The sequence below is a fragment of the Allobosea sp. NPDC055594 genome (assembly GCF_053618995.1).
Genome location: NZ_JBSHIO010000014.1, coordinates 1 through 18,635 on the forward strand (window position 1 = coordinate 1; position 18,635 = coordinate 18,635).

General features: G+C 66.8%; 14 protein-coding genes. 1 reads left to right on the forward strand and 13 read right to left on the reverse strand.

Annotation, left to right across the window (positions count from 1 at the left end):
* Positions 1-770: acyl-CoA carboxylase subunit beta (locus ACWGRX_RS22020; RefSeq protein WP_452119299.1), on the reverse strand; the 770-nt coding region annotated here is incomplete at its 3' end.
* Between the two features lie 104 nt (positions 771-874).
* Here ACWGRX_RS22020 and ACWGRX_RS22025 point away from each other — a divergent pair.
* Positions 875-2,287 carry a short-chain fatty acyl-CoA regulator family protein gene (locus tag ACWGRX_RS22025; protein ID WP_291638081.1) on the forward strand — a complete coding sequence of 471 codons (1,413 nt, stop codon included), beginning with the start codon at positions 875-877 and terminating at the stop codon, positions 2,285-2,287.
* A 17-nt stretch (positions 2,288-2,304) separates the two neighbouring features.
* Here the strand turns inward: ACWGRX_RS22025 and fabI are convergent, their stop codons facing one another.
* The 12 genes from fabI to ACWGRX_RS22085 all read right to left on the reverse strand — a co-directional run bounded on the left by fabI (position 2,305) and on the right by ACWGRX_RS22085 (position 18,566).
* Positions 2,305-3,081 (reverse strand): enoyl-ACP reductase FabI, encoded by a 777-nt coding sequence (gene fabI / locus ACWGRX_RS22030; protein WP_452119300.1) that lies wholly within the window; start codon positions 3,079-3,081, stop codon positions 2,305-2,307.
* A 3-nt stretch (positions 3,082-3,084) separates the two neighbouring features.
* Complete coding sequence (locus ACWGRX_RS22035) at positions 3,085-4,269, reverse strand: ABC transporter permease (protein WP_452119301.1); 1,185 nt, start codon at positions 4,267-4,269, stop codon at positions 3,085-3,087.
* 1 nt (position 4,270) lies between these two features.
* Positions 4,271-7,009 (reverse strand): ribosome-associated ATPase/putative transporter RbbA, encoded by a 2,739-nt coding sequence (gene rbbA, locus ACWGRX_RS22040; RefSeq protein WP_452119302.1) that lies wholly within the window; start codon positions 7,007-7,009, stop codon positions 4,271-4,273.
* Positions 7,009-8,055: an HlyD family secretion protein gene (locus ACWGRX_RS22045; RefSeq protein ID WP_452119303.1), complete on the reverse strand. Its 1,047-nt coding sequence runs from the start codon at positions 8,053-8,055 to the stop codon at positions 7,009-7,011. Before ACWGRX_RS22045 ends, rbbA begins: the two co-directional genes overlap by 1 nt.
* Positions 8,055-9,296, reverse strand: a complete 1,242-nt coding sequence (locus tag ACWGRX_RS22050) for an acetate/propionate family kinase (RefSeq protein ID WP_452119304.1) — start codon at positions 9,294-9,296, stop codon at positions 8,055-8,057. The genes ACWGRX_RS22045 and ACWGRX_RS22050 overlap by 1 nt, the downstream gene beginning before the upstream one ends.
* A gap of 3 nt (positions 9,297-9,299) precedes the next feature.
* Complete coding sequence (locus ACWGRX_RS22055) at positions 9,300-10,286, reverse strand: phosphate acetyltransferase (RefSeq protein WP_291638076.1); 987 nt, start codon at positions 10,284-10,286, stop codon at positions 9,300-9,302.
* 8 nt (positions 10,287-10,294) lie between these two features.
* Positions 10,295-12,595, reverse strand: a complete 2,301-nt coding sequence (locus ACWGRX_RS22060) for a DUF3141 domain-containing protein (protein ID WP_452119305.1) — start codon at positions 12,593-12,595, stop codon at positions 10,295-10,297.
* Between the two features lie 258 nt (positions 12,596-12,853).
* Entirely contained in the window at positions 12,854-13,510 is a 657-nt protein-coding gene (locus ACWGRX_RS22065) for a TetR/AcrR family transcriptional regulator (RefSeq protein ID WP_452119306.1), read from the reverse strand.
* A gap of 5 nt (positions 13,511-13,515) precedes the next feature.
* Positions 13,516-14,697 (reverse strand): beta-ketothiolase BktB, encoded by a 1,182-nt coding sequence (gene bktB / locus ACWGRX_RS22070; protein WP_452119307.1) that lies wholly within the window; start codon positions 14,695-14,697, stop codon positions 13,516-13,518.
* Positions 14,698-14,709: 12 nt separating this feature from the next.
* Positions 14,710-16,533 (reverse strand): AMP-dependent synthetase/ligase, encoded by a 1,824-nt coding sequence (locus ACWGRX_RS22075; RefSeq protein WP_452119308.1) that lies wholly within the window; start codon positions 16,531-16,533, stop codon positions 14,710-14,712.
* Positions 16,534-16,544: 11 nt separating this feature from the next.
* Positions 16,545-17,354 (reverse strand): ABC transporter ATP-binding protein, encoded by an 810-nt coding sequence (locus ACWGRX_RS22080; RefSeq protein WP_291638071.1) that lies wholly within the window; start codon positions 17,352-17,354, stop codon positions 16,545-16,547.
* A gap of 30 nt (positions 17,355-17,384) precedes the next feature.
* Positions 17,385-18,566, reverse strand: coding sequence for an ABC transporter substrate-binding protein (locus tag ACWGRX_RS22085; protein ID WP_452119309.1), 1,182 nt, complete (start codon positions 18,564-18,566; stop codon positions 17,385-17,387).
* Positions 18,567-18,635 lie beyond the last annotated feature (69 nt).

Genomic DNA, 18,635 nt, shown 5'->3' on the forward strand with positions numbered 1-18,635 from the left:
CATTCCGGCACGCCGGCCGTGTTGTTGGCCGGCAGGAAGTCGATCAGCCGGCGCACCTGCAGCAGCGCCTCGACATCGTTCTCGAAGGAGCCGTCAGCCACGGACGACTTGGAGGTATGGACCCGGGCGCCGCCGAGCTCCTCGGCGGTCACCGTCTCGTTGGTGACGGTCTTCACCACTTCGGGGCCGGTGACGAACATGTAGGAGCTGTCGCGGACCATGAAGATGAAATCGGTCATCGCCGGCGAGTAGACGTCGCCGCCGGCGCAGGGGCCCATGATCACCGAGATCTGCGGGATGACACCGGAGGCCTGGACATTGCGCTTGAAGACCTCGCCATAGCCGCCGAGTGCCGCGACGCCCTCCTGGATGCGGGCGCCGCCGGCATCGAAGATGCCGACGATGGGTGCGCGCATCTTCAGCGCCATGTCCTGGATCTTGATGATCTTCTGGGCATGGGTCTCGGAGAGCGAGCCGCCGAAGACGGTGAAATCCTTGGAGAAGACGAAGACGGTGCGGCCATTGACCGTGCCCCAGCCGGTGACGACGCCGTCGCCCGGGATCTTCTCGGCCTTGTCCATGCCGAAATCGACCGCCCGGTGCTGCACGAACATGTCGAACTCCTCGAAGGAGTCCTTGTCGAGCAGAAGCTCGATCCGCTCGCGCGCCGTCAGCTTGCCGCGCCCATGCTGCGCCGCAATCCGCCGCTCGCCACCGCCGAGCCGAGCACCCGCGCGACGCGATTCGAGATCGTTCAGGATGTCTTGCATGGCCGTCTCCCTCGCCTGCCCTATCCGCCGCGCGCCTTGTGGCGGCAAGGGATTTTGTGCAAAATTGCAAAATGGCAAAATTAACAAATTCGCCAACAGAAAAGTTGAGACGCAAGCTCTTCGCCGGCGCGACCATTCGCAGATTGCGCGAGGAACGCGACTGGACCCAGCTCGAACTGGCGCGGCGCCTCAATATCTCGCCGAGCTATCTCAGCCAGATCGAGGCGAGCCAGCGCAGCCTCTCGGGCACGATGGTGGTCGATCTCGCCCGCGTCTTCCGGGTCAACCTCTCGATCTTCACCGACGATCTCGGCGACCGGCTGGCCGCCAATCTGCGCGAGACCCTGGCCGATCCGCTGTTCGGGACGATCGAGGTCAATCCGCGCGAATTGCGCACCGCCGCCGTCCAGATGCCGCAGATCGGCCGCGCCCTGCTCGATCTGCACGCGCAATACCAGAGCCTTGAGGCGCGCTATCGCGCCCTCGACGAGGCCGTCCATCCCGAGCCCTCGCAGCCGCGCCGGCCGATCTCGGCCTTCGACGAGGTCCGCGACTTCTTCCATTTCATCGGCAATTACGTCGATGAACTCGACCTCGCCGCCGAAGCCCTGGCGACGCGCATCTCGGAGATCCCCGGCGACCCCCGCCAGCGCATGGAGATCTATCTCGCCAGCGAGCACGGGCTTAGCGTCGTCGAATGCCCGCCCGACAGCCATCCCGCCCAGAGCCGGCTGGAGCGCGAGGCCGGCAGGATCACGCTGAACGAGGCGCTGCCGGTCTCCAGCCAGGTCTTCGCCCTCGCCCGCCATGTCGCCCGGCTCACCCATGGCGAGACGGCCGACGCGATCGTGGCGCAAGCCGGCTTCCTCAACCGCGACAGCGCGCTCCTCTGCTCGGCCGCCCTCTCGAACTATTTCGCCGGCGCGCTGACCATGCCCTATGGCGCCTTTCGCGACGAGGCACGCCGGATGCGGCACGATGTCGAACGCCTCGCCATCCGCTTCGGCGCCAGCCTGGAGCAAGTCTGCCACCGGCTCTCGACCTTGCAGCGCGCCGGGCAGGAAGGCGTGCCGATGTATTTCCTGCGTGTCGACCGCGCCGGCAACATCACCAAGCGCCATAGCGCGACGCGCTTCCAGTTCGCCCGCTATGGCGGCGCCTGCCCGATCTGGAACATCCACGAAGCCTTCGAGATGCCGGATCGCTTCCTGGTGCAGCGGGCGGAAATGCCGGATGGCCGGCAATACCTCTCGATCGCCCGGGCGATCAGCAAGGGCGAATCGCGCTTCGACGCCGTGCGCTCGCGCTACGCCATCGGCATCGGCTGCGAGATGGCCTATGCCGACGAGCTGATCTACGCCGACGCCATCCGCAGCAGCGGCAAGATCGCCGAGATCGGGATCAATTGCCGGCTCTGCGAGCGGCCGGACTGCCCACAACGTGCCGTGCCGCCGCTCGACCGCGCCGTGATCGTCGACCCCTGGGAGCGCGGCATCCTGCCCTACCGGCTCGGCTGAAACACCCGCCCGGCGTCCTACCCCATGATATGATAGCCGGCGTCGACATAGATCGTGTTGCCGGTCATGCCCGTGGCCGCGTCGCTGATCAGGAAGGCGGCGACCTGGCCGACCTCGTCGATGGTGACGACGCGTCCCTGCGGCGCCCGCGCGGCGGCCTGCGACAGCAATTCGTCGAAGCCGGCGATGCCACCGGCGGCGCGCGTCTTCAGCGGGCCCGGCGAAAGCGCATGCAGGCGAATGCTCTTCTGGCCGAGTTCATGGGCGAGATAGCGCGTCGTGCTCTCGAGCGCCGCCTTCACCGGCCCCATGATGTTGTAGTTATCGAGCACCTTCTCGGCGCCATAATAGCTCATCGTCAGGATCGTGCCGCCTTCCGCCATCAGCGGCTCGGCGGCGCGCGTCATCTCGATCAGCGAGTAGCAGGACACCCGCATCGCCTGCTCGAAGCCCTCGCGCGAGACGTCGACGACGCGGCCATGCAGGTCCTCGCGCGGCGCGAAGGCGATCGAATGGATGACGAAGTCGAGCTTGCCCCATTGCTTGGCGATCGCCGCGAACACCGCGTCGAGCTCGCCGGGCACCTCGACATCGAGCGGCATGATGATCGGGCTGGCGAGCTCCTCGGCGAGCGGGCGCACCCATTTCTCGGCCTTGGCGTTGAGATAGGTCACCGCGATCTCGGCCCCCAGCCGATGCAGCACCCGGCCGCAGCCGAAGGCGATGCTGCCTTCATTGGCGATGCCGACGATCAGACCCTTCTTGCCACGGACGAGTTCACCGATCGGCGTCATGGGTCAATCTCCGAAGATCACGCGGCGGAAGCGGCTGAGGGCGTAGCTGAAATAGACGCCACCGATGACGATCAGCGCGACGAGTTGCAGCCAGACCACCGAGAGGCCGGCGCCGCGATAGAGCACCGCCTGCGCGAAAGCCACGAAATGCGGCGTCGGGCTGATCACCTGCATGGTGTATTGCAGCCAGACCGGCATGCTCTCCATCGGCGTGCTCGAACCCGAGAGGAGCTGCATCAGCACGAGGATCGGAATGGCAAGCAGCCCGAACTGCCCCATCGTGGTGGCGAGCGTGCCCAGCATGATGCCGAGCGCCGCGACGGCGAAGACATAGAGCGCGGCCCCGGCGAGGAAGAGCGTCAGCGAGCCGGCGATCGGCACCTGCAGCCACCATTGCACGACGAGCGCCAGCGACAGCCCGGCCGCAAGCAGAATGACGAGCCCGTTGGCGATGATCTTGGCCAGCATGATCTCGGTCGGCACCACCGGCATCACCAGGAGATGCTCGACCGTGCCCTGCTCGCGCTCGCGGATCAGGGCTGCGCCGGTCAGGATCACCGTCAGCAGGGTGATGCTGTTGATCACCTGCATCACCGAGGTGAACCAGGCCGAATCCAAGTTCGGATTGAACTTGGCGCGGATCACCACATTGACCGGGGCGCTGGTCACCGTCTCGCGGCCGGCCAGGAAATTCGTCACCTCCTGCGCGATGATCGACTGGATATAGACCGCGCCATTGCCGGCCTGCGTCATCGCGGTGGCGTCGACATTGAGCTGCACCGAAGCGCGCCGGCCGGAGAGCAGGTCGGCCTGGAAGGAAGGCGGGATCTCCAGCACGAAGACCAGCCTGCCATGGTCCATCTCCTCGTCGATCTCGCCGGCGTTGATCGGCACCGCGCTCTTGAACAGCGGCGGGTTCAGCGCGTTGCGGATCTGACGGGAAAGGTCCGAGCGGTCCTCGTCGACGATACCGACCGAGAGGTTCTTGGCTTCGGTCGAGGCGCCTGTCGCCACTGTGTAGACGGCGATCGAGAAGGAGTAGACCAGCAGGATCAGCATCACCGGATCGGCGCGGATGCTGCGCAGCTCCTTGATCACGAGCTGGACGATGTTCTGCAGATGGGTGCGCAGCCCGGACAGGCGTTGGCCTGAACGGCCCTGAGTGGTGGCGGAAGTCTCGGCGCTCATCTCAGAGTTCCTGCTTGCGCAGCAGAAGCTGCGCCAGGGCGAGGAAGAGCAGTGAAAAGCCGGCGAGCATCACGAGGTTGAAGGAAAGATCGTCGAAGCCGAGCCCCTTGGTGAAAGTGCCGACGCTGATCGGCTGGTACCAGGCCGTGGGAAAGCCGAGCCCGATCAAGCGCGCGCCGCCGGAGAGCGAGGCGACCGGAACGAGCAGTCCGGAGAAGTTCACCGCCGGGATGATCGAGAGGATCGCGGTGGCGAACACCGCCGAGACCTGCGTCTTGGTGAAGGTCGAGATCAGCTGGCCGAAGCCGGTCGTCGCCGTGACATAGAGCAGGGTTCCCAGGGCCAGCAGCACCGCCGAGCCCTTGATCGGCACCCCGAACAGGAAGAGCGCCAGCAGCACCAGCAGCACGAAGCTGATCATCGCGATCGCGATATAGGGCAGCTGCTTGCCGAACAGGAACTCGAACTTGGTGATCGGCGTCGACTGGAAATTGGCGATAGAGCCGGTCTCCTTCTCGCGCACGACGGCAATGGCCGACATGATCGCCGGGATCAGGATCAGCATCAGCATGATCACGCTCGGCACCATGGCGTTGACGCTCTTGAAGGCCTGATTGTAGCGGAAGCGCGTCTCGATATTGATCAGGCTGGCGGCGCTCGTGCCGGTGCTGTTCTGGACCAGCCATTCCCTCGCATATTGCGCGGCGAGCCCGGTGACATAGCCCTTGGTCGTCTCGGCGCGGAACGGCATGGCGCCATCGAGCCAGACCGCGACCTCGGGCTTCCGGCCCGATTGCAGGTCGCGGCCGAAGCCCGGCGGGATCTCGATGGCGAGCTGGAGTTCGCCGGTGCGCAGGCGCTGGTCGAGTTCGCCGGAACTTCGCAGCGGCGGGCGCTCCTCGAAATAGCGCGAGCCCGAGAAGGCTTCGACCAATTGCCGGCTTTCGGGCGTGTTGTCGTGGTCGAGCGCCGAGAAGCGCAGATTCTCGACGTCGAAGGAGATGCCGAAGCCGAAGGCGATCATCAGGACGAGCGGGCCGAGAAAGGCGAAGGCGAGCCGGATCGGGTCGCGCAAGAGCTCCATCGTCTCGCGCCGCGAATAGGCCCAGAGCCGCTTCGGGTCGAAGCGGCGCGGCGGGCGGATCGGCTCCGGGGCCGGCGCCGCCGCGTTCGGATCGGGCGCCTCGGTCCTGGCCTCGCGGTCGATCCCGGCGGCCTCGGCGAGATAGTCGACGAAGGTATCCTCCAGCGAGGCGCTGCCCCGCTCGCGCACCAGCTCCTCGGGCGTGCCCACGGCGAGCACCTTGCCGGCATGCATCAGCGAGATGCGGTCGCAGCGCTCCGCCTCGTTCATGAAATGGGTCGAGAGGAAGATCGTCACGCCGTCATCGCGTGAAAGATCGATCAGCGTGCGCCAGAAGGCGTCGCGCGCGATCGGGTCGACGCCCGAGGTCGGCTCGTCGAGGATCAGCATGGCCGGCCGGTGCAGCACCGCGACAGCAAGCTGCAGGCGTTGCTTGATGCCGAGCGGCAGGCTGTCGGGACGGGCATCGACCACGTCCTTCAGATCATAGCGCTCGAGCAGCTCGGCGATGCGACCTTCGATCTCCTCGCTCGGCAGATGATAGAGCTTGGCGTGCAGCTCGAGGTTCTGCCGAACGGTCAGCTCGGTATAGAGCGAGAAGGCCTGCGACATGTAGCCGACGTTCCGCCTCGTCTCCATGTCGTTCGAGCCCATCGGCTTGCCGAACAATTTGGCCGTGCCCTCGCTCGCCGGCAGCAGGCCGGTGAGCATCTTCATCACCGTCGACTTGCCGCAGCCATTCGAGCCGAGGAAGCCGAAGATCTCGCCGCGCTCGATGCGGAAGCTGACATGGTCGACGGCGGTGAAATTGCCGAAGCGGCGGGTCAGCCCCTCGGCCTCGATCGCCGGCACGGCGCTGTCGCTGGCCGGACGCGGCCGCACGACCACCTCCTGATGATGCGCCCGCTTCGCCTCCGGCAGCAGCGCGATGAACGCCGCCTCCAGCGATCTCTGCCCGGTCTTCGCAAGGATCTCATCAACCGGCCCGGAGGCGATCACCTTGCCGTCGTCCATGGCGGCGAGCCAGTCGAAGCGCTCGGCCTCGTCCATATAGGCGGTGGCGACGATGACGCTCATCTGCGGACGCCGGCCGCGGATCGTGTTGATCAAATCCCAGAACTGGCCGCGTGAGAGCGGATCGACGCCGGTCGTCGGCTCGTCGAGGATCAGGAGATCGGGATCGTGGATCAGGGCGCAGCACAGGCTGAGCTTCTGCTTCATGCCGCCCGAGAGCTTGCCGGCCGGGCGGTCCTCGAACGGGTCGAGCCCGGTCGCCTGCAGCAATTCGTCGATGCGCCGTCGCCGCTCGGCCTCGCCCTGACCGAACAGTCGCCCGTGAAAGTCGATATTCTCGAAGACGCTCAGCGTCGGGTAGAGATTGCGGCCGAGCCCCTGCGGCATATAGGCGATGCGGGCGCCATGCTTCTCGCGATGCGCCTTGTCGGCCATGTCGCCATCGAAGACCGTGACCACGCCGGTCTGGATCTGGCGGACACCGGCGACCAGAGCGAGCAGGGCCGATTTGCCGACCCCGTCCGGGCCGATCACCCCGACCATCCGGCGCGCCGGGAACGCGATCGAGACGTCGTCGAGCGCGACCGTCTTGCCGTAGCGGTGCGAGACGTTCTCGACCCTGGCAATGTAACCGTCGCTCATCAGGGGAGCTTCACGCTGAGGTCTTCGGGCCACTGGATCGAGGCGCTGGTGCGCACAAAGCCCATGCCACGCACGCCGGTCTTGGCCTGGCGGTGGTATTTCTTCAGGACGCGCGGGTCGATCTGCAGCTTGACGCGGAACATCAGCTTCTCGCGCTCATCAGCGGTTTCGACGCTCTTCGGCGTGAACTGGGCATCGGCCGCGACGAAGCTGACATTGGCGGGAATGACGTAGTTCGGCAGCGGGTCGACGGTGATCCGCGCCTCGTCGCCGAGCGCCAACAGCCCGGCCTGAGCGGCCGGCAGATAGATCGTCATGTAGACATCGCTGAGATCGAGCAGCGTCAGGATGCGCGAGCCGGCGCCGACGACCTCGCCTGCCCGGGCGAGCTGATACTGCACCCGCCCGCTGCGGGGCGCGACCAGGGTCATGTCGACCAGCACGGCCTCGATCCGATCGACCTCGGCCTCGGCGCTCTTGATGGCGAACGCAGCCTGTTCGCGCTGGGCCTCGGCGGCGACCAGCGCGGCCTTCGCCGTATCGGCCTTGGCGACGCGCTGATCGAAGGTCTGGCGGGTCAGATAACCCTTGTCGACGAGCTGCTGGCCCCGCTCCAGCTCGGCCTGGGTCAGGGTGATCTCGCTCTTGCGCTGGACGATCAGGGCGTTCGCCTCGGCGAGCCCCTGCTTGGCCTTGAGGACCTGAGACTGGGCGCCGCGCAATTGCGCCTCGTATTCCGGCGAGGAGATCTTCGCGACGACCTGCCCGGCCGTGACATCGTCGCCCTCATTGACCAGCACCTGCGACAGCCGCCCGGCATACTTCGCCGCGACATCGATCTGCGTCGCCTCGATCCGGCCGTTCGATTTGGCGATACCGGCGGGCAGCGCCCCGCTGCGCAAGCGCTGCAGGAATTCCTTGATTCGCGACTGGGCCTGCGCCGGAGTGCTGAGCGAGACGTCGCGAGAGACCGGGGTCATGACGCTGCCGAAGGTCAGGAGCGTCGCCGCCAGGGCCGTCGCGGGCGATAAGCGGGCGAAATTCATCATCTTTCTCCGAGCTCGGGCCGGTGCGGGGCCCCGGCCTGCCTCGCGATGCAATCCTGTGGCCGGCGCAGCAGGCGCAGCGTGTGCTGGCCGATCATGCGTTCCTCATCCGTGGGCACGACGAGGATCGGTACGCGGCTGCCGGGTGCCTCGATCCGGCGGTCATTGCGACGGTTGGCCTCTTCATCGAGCGCGAACCCGGCCCAGCGCAGGCGCTCGACCACATTGCGCCGGACCTGATGGGCATTCTCGCCGACGCCGGCGGTGAAGACGAGAGCATCCAGCCCGCCGAGCGAGACCGACAGGCTGGCGAAGGCCTGCGCCACGCGCAGGCTGAAGAAGTCGATCGCCATCGCAGCCTCGGGCCTGTCGCTCTCCAGCAGGGCCCGGACATCGTTGCTGATCCCGGACAGGCCGCGCAGCCCGCTCTCATGATAGAGCATATGCCCGACCTCGGCCGGGCTCATGCCCTTCTGCTCGATCAGGTGCAGCACGACGCCCGGGTCGAGCGAGCCGGAGCGTGTCCCCATCGGCAGCCCGTCGAGCGCGGTGAAGCCCATGGTCGTCTCGATGCTGCGGCCGCCTTCCAGCGCGCAGACCGAGGCGCCGGAGCCGAGATGGGCGATGATCACGCGCTTCTCGGCGATCTCCGGCGCGATGCCGCGCAGCGCTTGCGAGACATATTCATAGGACAGGCCGTGGAAGCCGTAGCGCCGGACGCCCTCGTCATAGAGTTCGCGCGGCAGGGCGAAGCGGTCCGACAATTCGGGATGGCCGCGATGGAAGGCGGTGTCGAAACAGGCGACCTGCGGCAGATCGGGCCGGCGCTCGCGCAGCACGCGGATCGGGTCGAGATTGCTGAGCTGGTGCAGCGGCGCCAGCGGGATGAAGGTCTCGAGCGTCCGCATCACCGCGTCGTCGACCAAGACCGGGGCCGAATAGACCGGCCCGCCATGGACGACGCGATGGCCGATGCCGATCAGCTGCGCGTCCTTCATCTGCCCGCCGACCCAATCGGCGATGATGCGCTGCGCCTGTGAGGAGTTCGCGACCTCCTCCGCGCCGAAACTGCGCTCGATCAGTGTCTCGCCGGCATGGTCCTTCGCCTTGAGCCGCGGCCTTGTGCCGATGCCGTCGACAGCGCCGCCGAAGACCAGCGCGATATCCTCGCCGACGACGCGATAGAGCTTGAACTTGATGCTCGAACTGCCGGCATTGACGACGAACAGGACCTCGCTCACCGCCTAGCCTCCGATCGGGCGCGACTGGGCCAGCGCATGGGCATAGAGCCCGGCGACGGCACAGGAGGCGAGTCGCGTGCGGACATTGTCGGCGCGGCTGGTCAGGATGATCGGCACGCGCGCGCCGAGCACGATGCCGGCGGCATCGGCGCCCGACAGGAAGGTCAGGTTCTTCGCCAGCATGTTGCCGGCTTCGAGGTCCGGCACCACCAGAATCTGGGCCCTGCCCGCGACCGGCGAGACGATGCCCTTGATGCTGGCCGCTTCCGGGCTGATCGCATTGTCGAGCGCCAGCGGCCCGTCGAGCAGGCCGCCGCAGATCTGGCCACGATCGGCCATCTTGCAGAGCGCCGCCGCCTCCAGCGTGCTCGGGATCTTTGTCGTCACCGTCTCGACCGCCGAGAGGATCGCGACCCTCGGCGTCCCCAATCCGAGCCCGACATGCAGGTCGATCGCGTTCTGGATGATGTCGCGCTTGGCTTCTAGGTCGGGGAAGATGTTGACCGCGGCGTCGGTGATGAACAGCGGCTCGGGATAGGTCGGCACGTCCATGATGAAGACATGGCTGACACGCCGGCCGGTGCGCAGCCCGGTCTCCTTGTTGGTGACCTCGGCCAGCAATTCGTCGGTGTGCAGGCTGCCCTTCATCAGCAGCGCCGCCTTACCGGCATGCACCAGCTCGACCGCCTTGGCCGCCGAGGCATGGCTGTGCGGGGTATCGACGATCTCCAGCCCGGCGATGTCGAGCCCGGCCTGCTTCGCCGTCGCGACGATCCGAGCGCTGGGGCCGACCAGGATCGGCGTGATCAAGCCTTGCGCCGCCGCGTCGAGCGCGCCCCTCAGCGAGGATTCGTCACAGGGATGCGCGACCGCCGTCGGCGCCGGCGGGATTTCGCGGGCCTTGGCGATCAGGCGTTCATATTTGTCGCCATTGGCAGCGGTACGCCGAGGATGGCCGATTTCGGCGGCGAGCGTGCTGGTCTGAGCCATTTTCGGGGTCACTTCTGCGGTGCGGTGCGGCGGCGCGATCCGGTGCCGGGCCTGCGCCGCTGCGCTGCCGGCTTGGGCGTGGCTGCGCGAACGGTCGAAGCGGACGTCTCGACGCCCGGCGCCGGCGGCTCGCGCTCCGGCGCATGATCCGGGAACATCCTGCTGACGCGTTCGTAGCGGGTGAGCGCCTCGCCTTCGAGCGGGCCGGCCGCGGTCAGGATGCCGTGGAACTCCTCCAGCGAGATCGGCGGCGCCTGCGTTTGCAGAACACGCTCGATCGCGGCGACGGCCTCGTCCCGGTCGAAGCGCAGCATGAAGAACTGCTCCCGGACCTTAGCCTTGAATTGCCAGAGCGTCGTGCCTTCGAGGCTCTGATGCTTTTTCTGCAGCCGCCGGAGCGCAGCGAAGATGCGCTCGTCGAGGCTCTTGCCTGCTGCCAGGACGAACATGAAGGCGCGCAGCACGGCGATGTTCGCGTTGATCTCGCTGACCCGCTGGCGCAGACCGGCGAGCCCGGCCTCCAGCTCGGCAACGCCACGCTCCCGATCGGCGGGTACGGGGCGCGCCGTCTCATCGGTGACGCCGAGCGCCTGCTGCAGCGCAGGAGAGCCATAGACCTGCTTGAACAGGAGTTCGGTGGCGGAATCGCGGATGTCGCGGAACAGGTCGAGCGAGGCGGCGATGTTCTGCGAAGCCATCTGCTGCCAGGCCAGGAACGGATTGCCCGGGGCTGCCGGGCGGCGGTTACGGCGAACCTGCTCCGCCAGGACCGGCACGCCACGCAGGAACGGGTTGTTGTGCGAGAACGCCTCGAATTGCGAGCGCAGCGGATTGAGCCGGCGCGATAATTCCGCAGCGGGCGCATTGGCGACGGCCTTCACCCAGGGGCGTAGCCAGGTCTTGTAGAGATCGGCGTTGATTTCCGAGAGCTTGGCGACGGTCGCGAAACGCCGATCGTCCTCGGCGCTGTTCAGCCCGAGCGCCCGGATATCCTCGAGCTTGCGCGGCTCGAAGCGCAGCACATGGTTGCCGGCGGCGAGGTCGGCATAATCCTGCCCAGGCTCGCGCGGCGTGATCACCGCCTCCCACAGGCCGGGAGGCAGGATGTCGATCAGGTCCATGTTCTCGGTGAGTTCAGTGTGCTCCTTCTTTGCCACCGAACTCGAGACGAACACGCCGAGATGGCCGGCCTGCGGATGGATGCAGTAGACGATGGTCTGCTCGGCGGCGATCAGAGCGAGATCGCTGGCATAGAGATCGGTGATCCAGCCCAGCGCCTGCTGCGGCGGGGTGATGTTGTCGCCCCAGGAGCAGAACACCACGATCGGCGAGGTGACCTCGCGCAGATCGATCGTCTTGCCGGAGGACAGCCTGACCTCGCCCTTGGTCAGCTTGTTGCCGACGAAGAGCTCCTCGACGATGAATTCGATCTCCTCGCAGTTGAGCAGCACATGGCCGCCCCACCATTTCTCGAAAGAGAGGAAGCGCTCGGCTTCCGTGTCGACCTGCGACCAGACGTCGTAGAGCTTGCCCCACCAGGTGTTGGCCGGATTCAGCTTCTCGAAATTCTGGACGAGATAGGCCCCGTCGAAGATGCCGGCGCCGAGATCACCCGTCAGCGAGGCCAGCCAGGAGCCGCCGAGCATGCCGCCCGAATAGCGCATCGGGTTGAGGCCGTCCTTGCCGTTCCAATAGGCCAACGGCGCGCCCGCCGCCATGATCGGCCCCATCAGATCGGGCCTTGCGGCGGCGAGCCCGAGCACGGCCCAGCCGGCCTGGCAATTGCCGATCACGCAGGGCTTGCCGGGGTAGTCGGGATGGCGCTTGATCACGGCTTCGATGAAGGCGGCCTCGGCACAGCCGACATCCTCGATCGTCTGCCCCGGCACCGGATCGGGGAGGAAGCCGATGAAATAGCAGGGATGGCCGGCGGCGAGCGCCGCGCCGATCTCGCTGTCCGGCTTCATCCCGCCGATTCCCGGCCCATGGCCCGCGCGCGGATCGACGACGATGAAGGGGCGCGCTGCCTCGTTGGTGACGACGCCCTCCGGTGGAATGATCCGGACCAGCCAGTAGTTGACCGGGCGCGGCAGGCTGCGGCCGCTCATCACGGGCTCGAAGCTGAAGCCCAGGACATGCGGGGCGATCATCGCCACATGCTCGAGATAATTGTCGCCGCGCCTTCGCAGCACGTCGAGCATCAGTAGATTGCGCTGCGCGACATCGACCAGATAATCGCCGAGATCACTGCGAAACAGGGCTTCCGCCTTTGCACCGGCGGATGGGTTCACCGAGAAGGGACCGATCATATCGCTTTTCCCTACACGCCACGGGGCTTGTACGTCGGAGCGTCGCAGCGGCTTGCCGCACTGCACTATCGCCAGCGTAAGACGCTTTAGCAACGACCCTGGCCGCTGCCCGCCTCAATGCGGTGTTCGGGAACACGCGTAATTGATGTCAATCAATCGCAAATTTTAGCAGCCGGGCGCGCGTGTCGCTGCCTCGGCCTGCAAGCGGTTCGGAAAATCCGCGCTTCCGACAGGCGGTAGGACCGGCTTACACCGCGCTCACATGCTTCCGGCGTGGCGAGCGTTCCCTGCTCCTGCGCCATTCGCGCCGATGCCGTTGACGAAGAAGCCAATCGTCTGCCGGGCGATCTCATCGACCGGCAAGGAACCCGCCGAGTCATGCCAGCGGGCGATCCAGCTCAGCGCGCCGGCGGCCGCGAAGGCGAGCAGCTTGGGGTCGCAGGGCTGGATCGAGCCGTCGGCGATGCCCTGCTCGATCAGGCCGCGGAAGCGCTTGTCGATCTTGCCCTTGAGAGCGCGCAGCTCCTTGCGCGTCTCCGCCGGCAACGGGTCTTCGCCGACCAGGATGAGGCAGCGCCCGAAATCCTCGGTAACGATCCGCGCATATTCGGTCCAGAGCACGATCAGCCGCTCGAGACCGCGCCCGCGACCGCGCTGCGCCTCGGCCTGGGCCGACGCCGAATCGAGCCGCTCCAGTCCGATCCGCACGCATTCGAACAGGATCTCGTCCTTGCTGCGGACATAGTGGTAGATCGTCGGCTTGGTGACGTTGAGCCGTTCTGCGACATCGTCGAGCGAGGTCCGGTGAAAGCCCTGCTCGCTGAAGGCACGCGCCGCGGCGCGCAACACGGCCTCGCGCTTCAGCGCGCGCTCCTGTTCGCGCTGCGCCTGCGTCTTCCAGAGTGGCGCCGCCATCCGGCTCAGGCCCGCTCGATCGCCAGCGCGATGCCCTGACCGCCGCCGATGCACATCGTCACCAGCCCATAGCGGCCACCGCTGCGCTGAAGCTCATAGGCCGCCTTGAGGGTGATGATCGCGCCCGTCGCGCCGACGGGATGGCCGAGCGCGATCGCCCCGCCATTCGGATTGACCCTGGCCGGATCGAAGCCGAGCTCCTTGGCGACCGCGCAGGCCTGGGCGGCAAAGGCCTCGTTCGACTCGATCACGTCGAAATCGCCGAGCGAGAGCCCGGTGCGCTTGAGCAGAGCCTGCACAGCCGGCACCGGGCCGATGCCCATCACGCCTGGCTCGACGCCGGCATGGGCATAACCGACGAGGCGCGCCAGCACCGGCTTGCCCTCGCGGCTGGCACGGCCTTCCTCCATCAGCACCATGGCGGCCGCACCGTCATTGATGCCGGAGGCGTTGCCGGGCGTGACCGTTCCGTCCTTCTTGAAGGTCGGCCGCAGGCCCTTCAACGACTCTGCCGTCGTAGCCGGCTTGGGGTGCTCGTCGGTCCCGAAGCTGATGGTGTCGCGGCCCTTGCGCACCTCGACCGGCAGAATCTGGTCCTTGAAGCGGCCGGCGGCGATCGCCTCGGCGGCACGGCGCTGGCTCTCGGCGGCGAAGGCGTCCTGCGCCTCGCGGTCGATGCCGTAACGCTCGGCGACGTTTTCCGCCGTGATGCCCATGATACCGTTGCCGAACGGGTCGGTCAGCACACCGGTCAGATGGTCGGCGACGACGGCATCGCCCATGCGCTGGCCGAAGCGCGCCGTGGCGAGCAGATGCGGCGCGCGGCTCATCGTCTCGGCGCCGCCGGCGACGGCGGTGTCGCAATCGCCGAGCATGATCGCCTGCGCCGCCGAGATGATCGCCTGCACGCCGGAACCGCAGAGCCGGTTCAGCGTCATCGCGGGAACCTCGACCGGAATCCCGGCCTCGATCGCCGCGACGCGGGCGAGGTACGCATCCTTGGACTCGGTCAGGATGACATTGCCGAAGACGACATGGCCGACCTCGGCAGCGGGCAGGCCGGCGCGGTTCAGCGCCTCGCCCACGACGAGCGCCCCGAGCTGCGTCGGGGCATTGCCGGAGAGCGCCCCGCCGAACGTGCCGATGGCAGTGCGGACACCCGCGGTGATGACGACATGTCGGCTCATGAAACTGCTCCTTCAGGCGGATTCGGCCTGCCGCTCGGGCTTGTACAGCCCTTCGATCTCGGCGGCGTATTTCTTTGCGATGTTGGCGCGACGCACCTTCATCGTCGCGGTGACCTCGTCATCGTCATGGTCGAGTTCCTTGACGAGGAGGTGGAAGCGCTTGAGCTGCGCGACCGGCGCGAGCTGGGCATTGGCCCGCTCGATCTCGGCGGCGACCAGCTCGCGCACGCGGCCATGCTCGGCGAGGCTGCGGAAATGGGTGAAGGCGATGCGGTTCTCCTCGGCCCATTTGCCGACCGTCTCGGCATCGATCTGGATCAGCGCCGAGGGATAGCGCCGGCCATCGGCGACGACGATGCACTCCTTGATGAAGGCGCTGCCCTTCACCGTGTTCTCGATCTCGGAGGGGCTGAGATTCTTGCCGCCGGCGGTGATCATGATGTCCTTCAGCCGGTCGACGATCCTTGTCTGGCCATCCTCGATCGCGGCGACGTCGCCGGTGTGCAGCCAGCCATCGCGCAGCACGGCGGCGGTCGCCTCGGGATTGCGGAAATAGCCCTCGAAGACGATGTCGCCGCGCAGCAGGAGCTCGCCCTCGGCGCCCAGCTTGAGTTCGGCACCGGCAACCGCCTCGCCGACTGAAGCAGGCAGCAGGCGCTGAAGGCGCTGGCCGACGGACATTCCCGAGGTCTCGGTCAGGCCGTAGACCTCGACGAGAGGCACGCCGAGCGTGCGGAAGAACTGCACGATGCGCGGCGGGATCGGCGCCGCGCCGGTAAGCGCGACCTTGACCTTGCGCAGGCCGATGAAGTTCTGCAGCGCCCGGAAGATGACGAGATGGTAGAGGCCGGCGACCGCCTTCTCGCGCAGGCTGCGCGCCGCCGGTGGCTTGGTGGCGAAGGGCTCGCAGGCGGCGAGACCCCCCTCGAACAGACGCCGGCGCCAACCGCCGGCCTCCATCAGCTTGATGTGGATCGCGGCGTGCAGCTTCTCCCAGATCCGCGGCACGCCGAGGAAGAGCGTCGGCGCGATCTCGCGCAGATCTTCCTGCACGGTGCGGATCGACTCGCCGAAGGAGACGCAGGAACCGACATAGATCGGCGCCATGGTGCTCAGCATCTGCTCGGCGACATGGCAGAGCGGCAGATAGGACAGGTTGGTGGTGTCGGCGTCGTAGCCGAGCCGTTCGATCACGCCGGCAGCCTGGGCCCGCATGTTGCGATAGCTCAGCATCGCGCCCTTGGGCTTGCCGGTCGAGCCGGAGGTGTAGACCATCAGGCCGATATCGGCCGGAGTCTGGGCGGCAAGGCAGGCCTCGACCAGGCCGGGATGCGCGATCTCGTATTCGGCGCCGCTCGTCAGCACATCGGCGAAGGAGATGATCAGCTCCGAGCCGTAGTGCCGCAGGCCCTTGGGATCGATCACCACGATCCGCTTCAGCCTCGGCAGCTCCGCGATGCGCTCCAGCACCTTGTCGGCCTGCTCCTGGTCCTCGCAGACCACGATCTCGACTTCCGCATGCCCGAGAACATAGGCGACCTCGTTGGCCGGGCTGGTCGCATAGACGCCGATCGCCACCGCCCCGACCATGCCGGCACCGAGCTGGGCGACGACCCATTCGGCGCGGTTCTCGGAGAGGATACCGACATGCCCGCCTTCGGCGAGGCCGAGCGCCCGCAGGCCAAGGCCGAAATGCCGGGCGCGGCGGTCGTACTCCGCCCAGTCGATCGGCAGCCAGATGCCGAAATCCTTCTGCCTCAGGGCGATGCGCTCGGGCATCGTCCGCGCATTCTCGCGCAGCATCTGCGGCAGGGTGAGATTGAGAAGCTCGCGCATCGTTGCCGACCTCACGAAAGCCAGCGCTTGCGGCGCTTGTAGTGCTTGATGTCGCGATAGCTGCGCTCGCCCCCGGCGCCGCCGAGGCCGAGATAGAATTCGCGCACGTCCTGGTCGCGGACCAGCTTCTCGACCGGGCCGTCGATCACGACCTTGCCCATTTCGAGGATGTAGCCGTAATTCGCGACCGCGAAGGCGACCGCGGCGTTCTGCTCGACGAGCAGCATCGAGACGCCCTGCTCGGCATTGATCCTGGCGATGATCGTGAAGATCTCCTCGACCAGCTTCGGCGCGAGGCCGAGCGAGGGCTCGTCGAGCAGGATCAACGAGGGTCGCGCGATCAGCGCCCGCCCGATGGCGAGCATCTGCTGTTCGCCGCCGGAGAGATAGCCCGCCAGCCCCTTGCGGCGCTCGTGCAGGCGCGGGAAATAGCTGTAGACCAGATCGAAGTCCGCCGCCGGCAGCTTGCGCCCGGTCAGCGCGAAAGTCGCGGCGGTCAGGTTCTCCTCGACCGTCAGGTCCTCGAAGATGCGCCGTCCCTCCATGACATGGAACAGGCCGCGCCGGACGAGGCCATGCGGGGCAAGGCTCGCGATATCGTCGCCCTGGAAATGGATGGCGCCGCCGGTGACGGCGCCATCCTCGAGCGCGAGCAGGTTCGAGACGGCCTTGAGCAGCGTCGACTTGCCGGCACCGTTCGAGCCGAGCAGGGCGACGATCTGCCCCTGCGGCACGCGCAGCGACAGGCCGCGCAGCACCTGCACCGTCCTGTTGTAGACGACCTCGACATTGTTGACGTCGAGCACCGCGGTCCCGGCCATGCCTTCAGCCCCTCACCCTGCGCCTGAGGATCAAAGCTTGATCCAGTCGGAGGCCGGCAGCATCTGCTTGGCCTTGCTGTCGAAACGATAGATCCGGCCGACCGGCACGGAATTGCCGGGAATCGAGATCGGCACGCCGAACAGGCCGCCGGTGTCGAAGTCCTTGATGCTGTTCAGCCCGGCCTTGAGGTTGGCGCCGGTCAGCTCCTTGCCGGCATCGAGCGTGCGCTTCACCGCCTCGGCCATCAGCATGGCGGTGACGAAGCCTTGCAGGTAGCCGGTCGACTGGTACTCGGTGCGCATCTGCCGGATCTTCTCCAGCATCGGCGCGGTACCGTCCTTGTCGTAATAGTAGCGGTAGGGCATCACGCCCATGAAGCCGTCGGCGGCATCGCCCATGCGCTGCACCGTCGAATTGTCCATGGTCCAGAAGGTGCCCATGAACTGGCTCTTCATGCCCATCTGCTTCGCCTGGGTGACGAATTCCGGGATCGGCGCCAGCACATAGCCGTGGAAGATCGTAAAGTCGGGATTAGCGCGGCGCAGCTTCAGCACCTCGGTCGAGACGTCGACGCTGCCCGGCGGTGTCACGATCTTCTCGACGACGGTGAGCTTCAGCTCCTTGGCGACCGCCTCGCCCGGTACGATCGGGTCGCGCCCGAATTCGGTGTCGGAATAGACGAAGGCGACGCGGGCGCCCGGCTTCTCCTTGGCGATGTAGCGCAGGAGGATGCCGAACATCTCGGTGTAGTCCGGCCCCGCCATGAACTGCAGCGGGTACTTCTTGGGATCGTTGAGCTCGGTCGCGAAGGAGGCGCCGGCCATGATCATGGTGCCGCGGCGCTCGAGCTCGGGATTGATCGTCTTCGAGAAGCCGGTCGAATCGCCATAGTAGAGCGAGACCTTCTCCTGGCTGGTGATCTTGTTGAAGGCGGCGACCGAGGCGTCGACCTTGTAGGCGGTATCCTCGGCGACATACCGGATCTTGCGGCCCTTGATGCCGCCGCCATCGTTCAGGATCTTGAGATAGTCCTGGATGCCGGCATGGATGCCGACCCCGGCGAAGGCGAAGACGCCGGTCAGCGGGATCGAGCCGCCGAGCACGATGTCGCCGCCCTCCTGCGCCGCGAGCGGCCCCATCCCGAACGCCATCGCGGCGGTTGCCGCCGTCCCGGCCAGAAGCTCCCGCCGGTTCAACCTCATCTTGCTCATGTTCGTCCTCCCGCTGATATGGCCGCTCTTGGCGACGGCCGTTTCGTCAAAGGCACGTGTCCCGTGCGC